Genomic DNA, 11,030 nt, shown 5'->3' on the forward strand with positions numbered 1-11,030 from the left:
CGCTGACCTGGGGTTTCTCCCCCAGGGAGGCGCCTTGTTCCGGTCTCCCGCTCCGAAGGCCCGGAGGGCTAGTCGGCGGCTCGGAAGGACGGCAGGTTGTAGGGGTTGTTTCGTTCGATCCAACCCTTTCCTTCCGCCGCGATTCCTTCCAGGAGGCGGAAGGTGTGGATGAAACCGCCCGAATTGAGGTCGATCTCGGCGATTTCCTGGGCGTTCTCGTCCGGCGCGATGTGATGGGCTTCGGCGTCTTTTACGCGAATGTTCCTGGCCGGTCCGTTGCTGAGGATGAGCTCCAGGTCGTAGCCGACCTCGCTGCGTTCCGTGACCTGCACGGAGGACAACGCGTCGAACCGGTAGTTGCTTCGCTGTTCCTTCCCACGTTTTGCGTCGGTGAAATCGAATTCCTTGCTGATCTCACGAACGCCATCCTGTGTGACCAGGAAAATACGGAAGCTGTACCGCGAGTATCGCCAAGGACCGCCCTTCACACGCGCTCGCTTGTAGGGGCGTGCCGGGGTCATCAGGATGGTGTGGGTGATCAGGTCGCGCCAGGCGAGCTGATAGTGGCGAAGTGCCTCGTCGACGAGCAGCGTCTTGTCGCAGGTGAGCCAGGTCTCCATTTCCAGCTCACTGGGTCGCATGGTGTCCAGGAAGGACTTCCAGTTCCGGTACGCGACTTGCCGCGCGGCCAGCCGCTCTTGATATTCCCGGGTCTCCTCGGCCAGTCGGTGCTCTTCACCCCGGGCTTCCAGCCAGGAGGACGCCGCCGCGCGTCCGGACCAGACCGAACCGACTACGGCCAGGATGGCCAGCAGTACCTGCGCCGCGTCGCCACCTGAGGCCACTGTTCCGAGCAGGGCCAGAGTCGTGATGCCGAGAGTGATGAGGGCGACCACGCACAGCGCCTGCGCCCCCGCCGGCGTCTGGTTCTGGTTGCGGTGATCGAACAGAGTCCCTTTGTTGTAACGGTCTCGGGCATCCTCAGCGAGATAGCGGATCAGCCAGTTGACCCGCTCCACGCTGATTCGGCTCTCCCGGTAGAGAAGCGCGATCTCGGCGACGAGGCTGTTCCGGATGTGAACCGTATGATTGAGCCATACGTGCGGGACGAATCCGTAGGGCACCCGGGTCATGAAGTAGTGGTCGAACGAATGACGGACGCGGTTGGTGAACCCGTCCCCGGTAGCGGTGGGATCGCCCGTCTGCGGAATGTGGAACAAACGGTTCTTGGCCTTCAGCTGATGCGCCCGGTACCACCACTGGTGGCCGAAGTGAGCCGCGGTCAGGCCCGCACCGAGCGCCACCAGTAACTCGATGATTGCCTCAGCCGGATCCGCGACCAACGCCAGGATCCAGAGGAACGCGGTGACGACGACGAACAGACCGGCGCGGACCGGGAGGGCTGCCTTCGCGGCAGCGGCGGTGCTCGGGCGGGGCGGCAGGGCCCGTGCCCCGATCGGGTCGGGTTCGAAATAGGCCCAGACCCGTTGGGCCCGGTCGTTGCCGAAGCGAGCTTTCTCGGCCCGCTCGCGGCTCTCGGCCCACAGGCTGTCCTTCAGCCCTCCGGTGAGTACGAGGTCGAAGTGGTGGAGGATCTCGTCACGCCGACGGGGTGACAGGGCTCGCAACCGCTCCAGTACGCGTCCTGTTTCGTCGTTCGCGGTGCTGAGCATCGCCAGCAGCTCGAAAGCGACGCGCAGAGCGTCCTTCCACTCTCCCTCGGCGTAAGTCCGTACGAGCCCGGAGGCACGGCGCAGCCGCTGGATTTCTTCGGTGCTGAGGTCGTGGTAGGCGCGTGCGCTGAGCATGGCGAGCACCCAGTGGAAACGGACCTCCGCGTTGTCGTATCCGTGAGCGATCGCGTCACTGATCATGTCGCGAGCACGGCTGGGGACGCCCTCCTCCAGGCACCGCACACCGACCTTGTACTTTTCCTGAGGCGAGGCATCCGGATGGAGGATGGAAACGTTGGCGTTGTGTATGACCCCGCCCTGGATTCCGATGACGGAGTCGTATGCGGAATTGTGCGTGACGCCGCTGCCGTCGTTCATGACAGCTCACCCGCCGCGACAACCAGTGGTGCCAGCCTGGCCATCAGCTCGGGAGACTCCGCGATCAGGCCGCGTAACCTCTTGAGCGCCATGGTCGCTCGCTTGGACGATTCGGGAGTCTTCTCCCCCGCCGCCCGGCGGGCGAAGCCCAGCTCGGCCAGTGCCTCTCGGTAGGTGTCGTCGTCGAGGGCGCTCTCGGCGTGGTGACGCTTCAGGTGCTCACGGAAGTCGTCCAGCTCCGCGACCAGGTCCGCCGGACTGGTCACCTTCGGGCTCGCGTTCACGTAGACACTGCTCTCCTTGACCGAGCCGGCCATGATGCCAACAGTGCTGCTGTGGGCGGTGTTGCTGACGTGCTCTTTGGGTTTGTCGGCCGTATGGGCCTTGTCTGCCTCTGCCTGGGACATCGCTATCTGCGCCTGCTCTCCCACCAGTTCCACGGCCAGCCGGGTGGCGAATGCCGCCGCGTTCGCCGCGGCTCGTGGTTGCCAGTTACGGTCCTTCGCGCTGTTCTTCGTACCGTCCGCCCGGTCGCTGATTCCCCGGATGATGGCCACCGGTGCCCCGCTGAGATGACCGGCCTGCGCCACACCGGCGGCCTCCATCTCGATCGCGAGCGCGTCGTTGTAGTGCTGCCGGATCCACCGTGCCTCGGCCGAGATCTTCGAGTTCTGTACGACCTCGCCGGCGGCGATCGCGCCGAAGCGCACCTGCGGGGCGCGCCCATGACCGGGCGTGCCGTCGGCCCAGTCGTCCACGCGCGCCAGATGCGAGCCGAGCTGGCTGATGGCGTGCGCCGCCTCCCACACCCGGGGACGGGCCTTGAGTCCGTCGTCCTCGCTGGTCCCGCCGTGGTAGGCGTACACGTGGGTCGCCATCACCACATCGCCCAGCCTGGCGCTGTCCCACAGGGCACCCGCAACGCCGACGAACAACACGGCCACCGGTGAGAACTCCTGTATCGCGCGCTCAGCGATCACCGCGGCGGAATGATTCCCCTTGTTCGTCAGACCGAGTGCGACACGACATGAAGTGCCCGGCACGGTTCCCACCTCGAACCGCGTCCCACGCTCATGACGGTGCACCTGTGGACCGGCTAGTTTCCGGCGCACGGCCTGGTACTCGAGGTTGAGGGCGGTGAGAATCACCACCAGGTCTTTCGACATCTATTTCCCTTCCTCTCTCGTGTCCTCTTCCGTCGTGGACGGCACAGGTCGGATCAGCGGTGGAAACAGCACCGCCTTCGGCCCGGCCCGGTACAGCCGCGCGGGCCGTCCCCCCGTGGCCTTACGTCCCGGCCCGGCGGGGATGATGAATCCCTTTGCGGCCTGGACTTTTCGGTAGAAATTACGGGTGTCGAGTTCGGTTCCCCAAACCGCCTCGTACACCCGCTGCAATTCGACGATGGTGAAGACTTCTCCGCAGAATGCGGTGGCCAGCGCCGAGAATTCGAGCTTGGTACGCGCGCGCTCGATTCCCTCCGTCACAATCCGGTGGTGGTCGAAGGCCAGTTCCACCTCACCGGACAGGACGGCTTCCGCGGTAACCCACGCGGCGTCCTTGGCATCCGTTCCCGCGACCGGTTCGGGGAGTTCCGGCGCGATCGCCAAATGGGCCACGGAAACCACTCGCCCCCGTGGATCACGGCCCGCGTCCCCATAGGTGCCCAACTGTTCAAGATGCACCAACCCGGCAACCAGAGCGGTTTCCTCACGCAACTCACGGTGGGCGGCGTCCAGGATCTCCTCACCGGCGTGATTGAGGAATCCGCCGGGCAGAGCCAGCATTCCCTGAAAAGGATCTTCGCCCCGCTCCACGAGCAGGACACACAGCCGCCCCTCGCGCAGCGTCAGGATCACAAGATCGACCGTCAGTAGCACAGGTGTGGGTGACCACACGTCAGCTTGCATGCCGCTTACGGTACTTCAGTTTCTGTCAGTTTAACAAGAAGACCGACTTACGCCCCAGGCCCCAGGCCCCACGCCCCGCAGCCCACGCCCCACGCCTCAGGCCCCACGCCCCGCGGCCGTCGCGCACGGCTCGTCGGACGATCTCAACCGGGGGCTCCGCCGGATTCCGGCCCGGCGCCGCCTTTTATCCTCTCCGGGTGAGCACCACCAGTCGCATCCGCCAGCTCTGGAACACGCTGCGCAGCAGGGCGCTCCTGCCCTCCGGCGACGGGGGCCCGGCGCGGCGCCTCGCGAAGCGGCCCGTACCGCGTTCGCCCCTCCTGCCGGCGCGGGCCGCGGACCTGGTGCTGACGGTCGTCGCGTTGCTTCTCGCAATGTGGACCAGTTTCCAGAACCCCTACCTGGGACCGGCCGCTCCCTGGGCGAACCTGCTGATCGCCGCGGTGAGCGCACTGCCACTGCTCGCACGGCGCCGGGCCCCCGAACTGGTACTCGCCGTCGGACTGCTCGCCAAAATCCTCCAGGTCTCGGCTTTCGCGACGCCCCTCGCCTACTACGCGGAGGGCGCCTATCGCGGCCCGCACAGCCGCCGGACCGTCTGGGCCTCGGCCGGTATCGGGCTGGTGGTCCTCGCGCCCTGGGATGCGGCGGCATGGTCCCACTTCCGGACAGTGGCGCTCTGGTTCGCGGTGAACTTCGTCTTCTCCTGCCTGGTGCCGCTGCTGCTGGGGCTCTATGTGGGCCAACGGCGCGCCGTCGTCGCCGGTCTCGTCGAACGGGCGGAGCATGCCGAGCGGGAACAGCGGCTCGTCGTCGAGGCCGCGCGAGAACAGGAGCGCCGGCGCATCGCCGGCGAGATGCATGACGTGGTCTCCCACCAGGTGAGTCTGATCGTCGTACACGCCAACGCGCTCAGCGCCGTCGCTCACAATCCGGAGGTGACGGGCGAGACCGCGCAGATCATCCAGACGGCGGGTCGGCGCGCGCTCACCGAACTCCGCGAGATGCTGGGGCTGCTCAGGGACGGCCCGGCCGGTGGCCCGGCCACCGGGGCCGGGGGGCCACCGACACCCGTGGGAAGCGGCGTCGCGAAGGGCGAGCAGGGCGGGTCAGCGGCCGCGGTGCGCGATCCTGCCGCGTCGGCCGAGCGGAGGCCCGTCCCCGGCCCGGCCATCGGCAGGATCGCCGAGCTGGCCGACGGTTCCCGGGCCGCCGGGCTGCCCGTCACCATGCTCGTCGAGGGCGCGCCGCAGCCGCTGGACGAGCCCGTCGAGCGTGCCGCACACCGGGTCGTGCAGGAGGCTCTGACCAACGTGCACAAGCACGCCCCGGGCGCCACCACGCGGATTGAGCTCGGGTTCGGCCCGCGAACCGTGCGGGTGCGGATCGTCAACGGCCCGCCCGAGAGGCCCGCCGAGCCGGCTGCCGACGGTGAGCCGCTGCTGCCCAGCGGGGGCCACGGGCTGATCGGTCTGACGGAGCGGGTCCGCCTGGCCGGAGGCACCATCGAGTCCGGGCCCACCGGTGACGGCGGCTTCCGGATCGATGCCGCCTTGCCCACGTCGGTGCCCGGAGCTGCCACAACCGAACCTTGACAGCTCGTGGGGTGCGGGACCGCCGACGAATCGGACGTTATCGAACGTTCAGGTCAGTCCGGCGTCGTGGGTGATGAGCGCGACCTGGGTGCGGTCGGCGGCGTCCAGCTTGGTCATGATCCGGCTGAGATAGACCCTGACGGTGGACTGGCTCACCGACAAGTCGTCCGCGATCTGGATCGTGACCGCCGGGCACTGCACGGTGAACGTGAAGCCCCAGCAGCTTTCCGTCCGGGTCGGTGACCACGATCGCACGAAGGGTGCCGAGGCGAAGGTCACCAAGGTCATCGCACACCCGGACTTCTCCTACGAGCCGTTCCGCAACGACGTGGCCGTCATGAAGCTGGACCACCCCGTGGACGCGAAGCCCATCAAGCCGGCCGCCGAATCCGGCCCGCCGGGTACCGACACTCGGATCCTGGGCTGGGGAATGACCTGCGAGGACGGCAGCGAATGCCCGCACCCCCCGATCCGCCTCCAGGAACTGGACACCGAGATTGTCCCCGGTGACCGGTGCAGCGAGAACTACAACGCGGCCAACGAGCTGTGCACCGACAGCCCCACCAAGAACGCGCAGGCGTGCATACTCGACTCCGGCGGGCCGCAGATCAAGGGCCGTCCCGGGCGGTGGGAACTGATCGGGGCGACCAGCCGCGACGGCGACGCCGATCCGGAGTGTGCCACCGGCCCCGGCATCTACACCGACCTGACCGCCCACCGCGCATGGATCGAGCGGGTCACCGCGAAATGACCGCGGCCGAATTGCGCATCGCCGACCACCACCACCCGGGTGGGGCCACCGCGGCCGAGGCGGCGGGATCGTGGGTGAGCTCTGTCATCCGCAGCCGCCCACCGACCGTGCCGACACCGAGAATGTGCTCGCCTCTCATGGTCACCCTCGCGGTTCCTTCCTGCCGCGCGCTCATGTGCCCCAGCCACCTCCGACGGCCCTGCTCGACAGGTACGAGTCACGCAGCGCCTTGCGCAGGCCGGGGACGGCGTCGTCGAAATGCGCGGCGAGGGCCTTGAAAGCCTGCTCGTGCTCACGGCGTTCCCCACCGGAGAACACACTGGTCACCTCCACTTCGGCCGCGAATACGGCCATGGTCAGCTCCTCCATCGGGACCGCCGCCGGATCGGTCCCGCGGAGCGCGGCGTCGCGCACCCTCTCCTGAAGGGCGCGTACCCGCCCCGGATCGTTGACGGTGACCCGGTCGACGGCGAGTAGCCCCAGCCGCTTCTCGCGCCGGATTGTGACCACTCCCGTCGCGGCAAGCTGCTCGCGGATGGGCTTTTCGGCGGTGTGGGCCTTGTTGTGGACGAGCGGAAGCCAGCTCTTGGGCTTCTCCGCGGGTACGTCGCGCCACACCTCGGCGAAGAAGGGATCGCCCGGCGGCTCGGCGGGCAGCCGGACGACCTTCTTGCCCTCGGCGCTGAGCAGCCCGTCGAGGGTCAGCACGGTCAGTGCCGCGGCGCGCAGCAACTGGCCGCGGCCCTGGAGATTGGTGAGTTCGAATTTCTCCTTGTCCACGGTGTAGCAGAGCAGGAACAGGCTCTGGGGCAGGGACTGGTTCATCTCTCTCCTCAAGCTCCTCAGGGCTCCGGCAGGGGTCGTCGGTCAGGCCGATCGCGCGGGCCGCGGGCCGGTCAGGACCTTGAGCCGATTGCTCGAGCGGCGGCCCGCCCACAGCACGACCAGGAAGGCCAGAGCGAGAAGGGGGTAGCCCATCGCGATCTTGGTGAAGGCGAGCCAGCCGGTGGCGTCCTTTTCGTAGAGCCACTGCTGCACGGCGACCCGGGCGGCGAAGACGCCCACCAGGGTGAGGGTGGCGATGTCGTAGTAGTGGCGCGAGGGCTTGTCCTTGAGCCAGCCGGTGCCGCTGCCGTTGAGCGAACCCCAGACGATTCCGGCCAGCGGGCGGCGTACCAGGACCGAGAGCAGGAAGAGCACCCAACCACTCGATGCGGCCGTCGATCGATCTGGGCTTCTTCGGGCCGGTGAGCAAGCCCGGGTCATCGTCGCGGCCGTCTCGGACGCTACGGATCCCGCGTCCTGGAGTCGTCCCCACACAGCGGTCACCCGTGCGTGGCTCGCCCGAGGGACAGCCCCCTCAAGCCCCCTCCGACCGGCGACGAGCCGTCAGGGCCCGAAGCGCCGACGGCGAAGGGGGCCGCCGCCGGGCCTCACGTCCCGGACTGGGTGCGGCGGGCGTAGGCGCGGGCGGCGCGGGCGCGGTCGCCACAGCGGGTGGAGCACCAGTGGCGACGGCCGTGACGGAGCAGATAGCGGTTGCAGGGCGTGGAGCCGCATGCGGTGAGGCGTTCCGCGGCCGGGCCGGTGAGGAGGTCGGCGGCATCGGCGGCGACGGCCGCCAGAGCGTGGTCGACGATCTCGGTGGTGGGGTGGGGAGCCGTGCGGTAGGGGCCGGTCTTGTCGTCCCATCGCAGGAGCGGGGCCGTGGGGACGCGGGTCATCGCGTCGTTGATGGCCATGACGGCGGCCGGGAGTCCGGGGAGCCCCGCGGCACGGGAGGCGAACAGCGACCTGATCTGTTCGCGGAGCGAGCGCACCTGCGCCGCGCACATTTCCATCATCCCGGCGTCGACCGGCGCGAGGCCGCGCTCCGTCAGCCAGTGGTTGGCCCGTGCGGGAGTCCCCAGGAGATCGACCGTATGCCCACCGGCCATGGCGATGGCGCTGTTGGCGAGGGCGAGGGAGAGGTGCTCCCGCTCGCCCGGCGCGGGCGGCAGGGCCGGTTCTTCCATCACGGGCTCCTTCATGACTCTCATGGTAAGGCTTGCATGTATCCGTGAGAAGTGCCTACAGTCACCTCACGGTTCAATCGAATCCATCCGTGAGGTGTTGTTTCTCGTGACCGCTCTCCACGCGACCGACCAGTTCCCGGTCCGGGCCCTCGGCGGCCCGACGGCCCTTTTCGAGTACGGCGGCCTGCGGTTCCTGACCGACCCGACCTTCGACGGCCCCGGCGACTACGGGCCGCCCGGCCGCGGCCTGACCAAGACCGCCCCCGCCGCCGCGACCCCCGCCGACCTCGGCCCCATCGACGTGGTCCTGCTCTCGCACGACGAACACCCCGACAACCTCGACACCTCCGGCCGGGCCCTGCTCGCTGACGTCCCGCTCACCCTCACCACCCCCGGCGGCGGACACCGCCTCGGGGAGAGGGCCAAGGGGCTGGCCGACTGGGAGTCCATCGAGCTGAACCGCCCCGACGGCGGCACCGTGACCGTGACCGGCGTGCCCGCCATCCATGGGCCCGGGACGCACGCGGAGGTCGAACCGGTCACCGGTCAGGTCGTCGGCTTCATCCTCACCGGGGAGGACCTGCCCACGGTCTACATCAGCGGCGACAACGCCTCGCTCGGCGCGGTCGAGCGGATCGCCGAGCGCTTCGCCCCGGTGGACACCGCCATCCTCTTCGCCGGAGCCCCCCGCTTCCCCATCCTCTTCGACGGCGCGCTGATCGTCCTGGACAGCGCCCAGGCCGCCGAGGCCACCCGGATCCTCGACGCCCGCCGCGTCGTTCCGGTCCACTACGACAGCTGGGCGCACTTCACCGAGGGCCACGACGAGTTGGAAGCCGCCTTCACGGCCGTCGGCCTGGCCGACCGGCTGGACTGGGGCCGAGGGGCCTGAACCGCCAAGGACTGGACCCGTTCGGACCCGTTTGGCGGCACACCGGGTGAGGGACCGATCACCTGTCGTTAGAAAGAGAACGTCATCTTGCCATCCCGGTCGACCAGCATGACCGCTGGGTGCCGGTGATGCGCCGCTTCACTCCAGCGCTGAGGAAGGCGTAAGCGATGAGGTTCATTTCGCGGTCCGGCGCCATGACCGCCGCGGTCGGCACCGGGCTCTCCCTCGCGGTCCTGCCGACCGGGTCGGCCAGTGCCGCCGAAGACATCCACGTGGGATGCAACGACATCCCCGGCCTGGTGGACGCGATCAACCAGGCCAACACCAACGGCGGTCGCATCACCCTCGCGCCCCGCTGCACCTACACACTCACCACACCGGACAACCCCGACGACGGACTCCCGGAGATCACCGGAGACGTCACCATCTCCGGCAACGGCTCCACCATCCGACGCGATCCGAACGCCACGGAAAGCTTCCGCATCTTCCACGTCGTATCCGGGGGCACCCTCACCCTGAAGTCGCTCACCGTCAGCGGCGGCCTCAGCGGCGACTCTGGCGGCGGAGCCCTCAACGAGCAGGGCACGCTGAACCTCACCAACACGGCCTTCAAGGACAACTCCGCGGTCACCGGTGGCGGCGTCTCCAACAACGGTGGGCAGCTCAACCTCGACCGCACCGCCGTCGAGCGCAACACCGCGGCCAGCTTCGGCGGCGGTGTCCTCAACACCGGTGACGGCACAGCGACGATGAAGAAGGGGTCCCTGCTCAAGAACCGCGCGGTGACCAGCAATGGTGGCGGTTTTGAGAACCAAGTGGGCACCGCGTCCCTGGAGTCCGTCTCGGTCGGGGGCAACACCGCCATCGAGGGCGGGGGGATCCGCAACGTGAACGGCTCCACCCTGAACCTGAAGTCGACCACCCTCAAGGACAACATCGCCGTGAGGGGCGCGGGCCTCTCGAACCTCTCCACCACCTTCGGCAACGCCACGGCCACACTGGTCGACAGCCTGGTCACACACAACACCGCGATCACCGCCGGCGGCGGCATCGACAACCAGGCGGGTCAGGTGACGCTCACCAACACCAAGGTCATCGACAACGAGCCGGACAACTGCGCTCCCGAAGGCAGCGTCCCCGGCTGCACCAACCCCACCGCCGCCATTGACCCGCCCTCCGCTCAAGGGCTCCAGTCCGACGACGACATCAAAGACCCCGAGTGAGCCGCCCACCACAATGACCAAGAGCCCACCACGATGCCCAAGCAGGGCGGGGCCCCACTCACCGGGCCTGGACGTCGCCGAGGGATACGAGGCTCGGCGACGTCCGGCTCGCGTTATCCGCGTATTTTAGTAGCAGTTCCACTCATGTGACCCGATGAAATAGTTGCCCGCGAGATTGACCTTCTTGCCCTTGGTGACGCAGTCTCCGATCTCGCTCTCCATGCCCGGGTACCGGTAAAGACGCACGCCCAGCCCCGAAGTGCCGTGGTTGTAGACCGACTTCGGATGTGCGCTGTCGGCCCACGAACATTCCTCGTACCAATTGAAGGAATCGTCCTGCCACTTGCAGATATGGCCGGCCCCGCTGTAGCCGTCCCAGACACAGAAGTATGAGGACGGACAGTCGTCGCCCCAGGCGCTGGGAGCGGCATTGGCGGCTCCCGGCACGACCAGGGTGAACGCGGCTGACACAGCCAGGGTGAAAGCAGCTGCCACGGCGAAGGTGGCATGCCTGACAGGGCGCATGGATCCCCCTTTTCTTGGGATGCGTTGTCCCGTTCCGACAACGCGCTGACGAGTCTGCGGGCCAATCC

At 68.1% G+C, this 11,030-nt stretch carries 13 protein-coding genes; 4 read left to right on the plus strand and 9 right to left on the minus strand.

Going from position 1 to position 11,030, the window contains the following annotated elements; genetic code table 11:
• Positions 1–68: 68 nt before the first annotated feature.
• Genes ABD329_RS13815 through ABD329_RS13825 form a run of 3 tightly spaced genes read right to left on the minus strand, consistent with a single transcriptional unit; the run spans position 69 to position 3,961 of the window.
• The gene (locus tag ABD329_RS13815) at positions 69–2,051 is read right to left on the minus strand and encodes a hypothetical protein (RefSeq protein ID WP_198277904.1); all 1,983 of its coding nucleotides are present in this window, start codon (positions 2,049–2,051) and stop codon (positions 69–71) included.
• The gene (locus tag ABD329_RS13820; RefSeq protein WP_198277905.1) at positions 2,048–3,217 is read right to left on the minus strand and encodes a 5'-methylthioadenosine/S-adenosylhomocysteine nucleosidase family protein; all 1,170 of its coding nucleotides are present in this window, start codon (positions 3,215–3,217) and stop codon (positions 2,048–2,050) included. Before ABD329_RS13820 ends, ABD329_RS13815 begins: the two co-directional genes overlap by 4 nt.
• The gene (locus tag ABD329_RS13825; RefSeq protein WP_198277906.1) at positions 3,218–3,961 is read right to left on the minus strand and encodes an NUDIX hydrolase; all 744 of its coding nucleotides are present in this window, start codon (positions 3,959–3,961) and stop codon (positions 3,218–3,220) included.
• A 197-nt stretch (positions 3,962–4,158) separates the two neighbouring features.
• Here ABD329_RS13825 and ABD329_RS13830 point away from each other — a divergent pair, with 197 nt between their 5' ends.
• Positions 4,159–5,556 carry a sensor histidine kinase gene (locus ABD329_RS13830; protein WP_198281525.1) on the plus strand — a complete coding sequence of 466 codons (1,398 nt, stop codon included), beginning with the start codon at positions 4,159–4,161 and terminating at the stop codon, positions 5,554–5,556.
• 48 nt (positions 5,557–5,604) lie between these two features.
• On the opposite strand, the gene ABD329_RS13835 is transcribed toward ABD329_RS13830, so the two are convergent.
• On the minus strand, positions 5,605–5,712 hold the full coding sequence (locus ABD329_RS13835) for a LuxR C-terminal-related transcriptional regulator (protein ID WP_309142941.1): 108 nt from the start codon (positions 5,710–5,712) through the stop codon (positions 5,605–5,607).
• Here ABD329_RS13835 and ABD329_RS13840 point away from each other — a divergent pair.
• Positions 5,699–6,307 carry a S1 family peptidase gene (locus tag ABD329_RS13840; protein WP_309142940.1) on the plus strand — a complete coding sequence of 203 codons (609 nt, stop codon included), beginning with the start codon at positions 5,699–5,701 and terminating at the stop codon, positions 6,305–6,307. The genes ABD329_RS13835 and ABD329_RS13840 overlap by 14 nt on opposite strands.
• On the opposite strand, the gene ABD329_RS13845 is transcribed toward ABD329_RS13840, so the two are convergent.
• From ABD329_RS13845 to ABD329_RS13860, 4 genes are all read right to left on the minus strand, one after another.
• A complete protein-coding gene (locus ABD329_RS13845; protein ID WP_198281527.1) occupies positions 6,294–6,452 on the minus strand; it encodes a hypothetical protein in 159 nt (52 codons plus the stop codon). The genes ABD329_RS13840 and ABD329_RS13845 overlap by 14 nt on opposite strands.
• Before the next feature lie 26 nt (positions 6,453–6,478).
• Positions 6,479–7,132 (minus strand): GOLPH3/VPS74 family protein, encoded by a 654-nt coding sequence (locus tag ABD329_RS13850; RefSeq protein WP_198281524.1) that lies wholly within the window; start codon positions 7,130–7,132, stop codon positions 6,479–6,481.
• Between the two features lie 42 nt (positions 7,133–7,174).
• Positions 7,175–7,507, minus strand: coding sequence for a DUF3159 domain-containing protein (locus tag ABD329_RS13855; protein ID WP_309142939.1), 333 nt, complete (start codon positions 7,505–7,507; stop codon positions 7,175–7,177).
• A 233-nt stretch (positions 7,508–7,740) separates the two neighbouring features.
• Positions 7,741–8,337, minus strand: a complete 597-nt coding sequence (locus ABD329_RS13860; protein WP_198281523.1) for a CGNR zinc finger domain-containing protein — start codon at positions 8,335–8,337, stop codon at positions 7,741–7,743.
• Between the two features lie 91 nt (positions 8,338–8,428).
• On the opposite strand from ABD329_RS13860, the gene ABD329_RS13865 reads away from it, so the two are divergent.
• Both ABD329_RS13865 and ABD329_RS13870 read left to right on the plus strand, forming a co-directional pair.
• The gene (locus ABD329_RS13865; protein ID WP_344316397.1) at positions 8,429–9,214 is read left to right on the plus strand and encodes an MBL fold metallo-hydrolase; all 786 of its coding nucleotides are present in this window, start codon (positions 8,429–8,431) and stop codon (positions 9,212–9,214) included.
• A 167-nt stretch (positions 9,215–9,381) separates the two neighbouring features.
• The gene (locus ABD329_RS13870; protein WP_198276715.1) at positions 9,382–10,437 is read left to right on the plus strand and encodes a right-handed parallel beta-helix repeat-containing protein; all 1,056 of its coding nucleotides are present in this window, start codon (positions 9,382–9,384) and stop codon (positions 10,435–10,437) included.
• A 126-nt stretch (positions 10,438–10,563) separates the two neighbouring features.
• Here ABD329_RS13870 and ABD329_RS13875 read toward each other — a convergent pair whose 3' ends face one another.
• Positions 10,564–10,962 carry a peptidase inhibitor family I36 protein gene (locus ABD329_RS13875; RefSeq protein ID WP_198276714.1) on the minus strand — a complete coding sequence of 133 codons (399 nt, stop codon included), beginning with the start codon at positions 10,960–10,962 and terminating at the stop codon, positions 10,564–10,566.
• Positions 10,963–11,030 lie beyond the last annotated feature (68 nt).

Origin of the sequence: Streptomyces javensis (assembly GCF_039525925.1) — a bacterium.
Taxonomy (GTDB): Bacteria; Actinomycetota; Actinomycetes; order Streptomycetales; family Streptomycetaceae; genus Streptomyces; species Streptomyces asiaticus.

Bases quoted from the DNA above. Each gene is read 5' to 3' on its own strand.
- ABD329_RS13875 (WP_198276714.1), bottom strand. From the start codon at position 10,962: ATGCGCCCTGTCAGGCATGCCACCTTCGCCGTGGCAGCTGCTTTCACC.
- ABD329_RS13850 (WP_198281524.1), bottom strand. From the start codon at position 7,132: ATGAACCAGTCCCTGCCCCAGAGCCTGTTCCTGCTCTGCTACACCGTG.
- ABD329_RS13820 (WP_198277905.1), bottom strand. From the start codon at position 3,217: ATGTCGAAAGACCTGGTGGTGATTCTCACCGCCCTCAACCTCGAGTAC.
- ABD329_RS13870 (WP_198276715.1), top strand. From the start codon at position 9,382: ATGAGGTTCATTTCGCGGTCCGGCGCCATGACCGCCGCGGTCGGCACC.
- ABD329_RS13860 (WP_198281523.1), bottom strand. From the start codon at position 8,337: ATGAAGGAGCCCGTGATGGAAGAACCGGCCCTGCCGCCCGCGCCGGGC.
- ABD329_RS13825 (WP_198277906.1), bottom strand. From the start codon at position 3,961: ATGCAAGCTGACGTGTGGTCACCCACACCTGTGCTACTGACGGTCGAT.
- ABD329_RS13815 (WP_198277904.1), bottom strand. From the start codon at position 2,051: ATGAACGACGGCAGCGGCGTCACGCACAATTCCGCATACGACTCCGTC.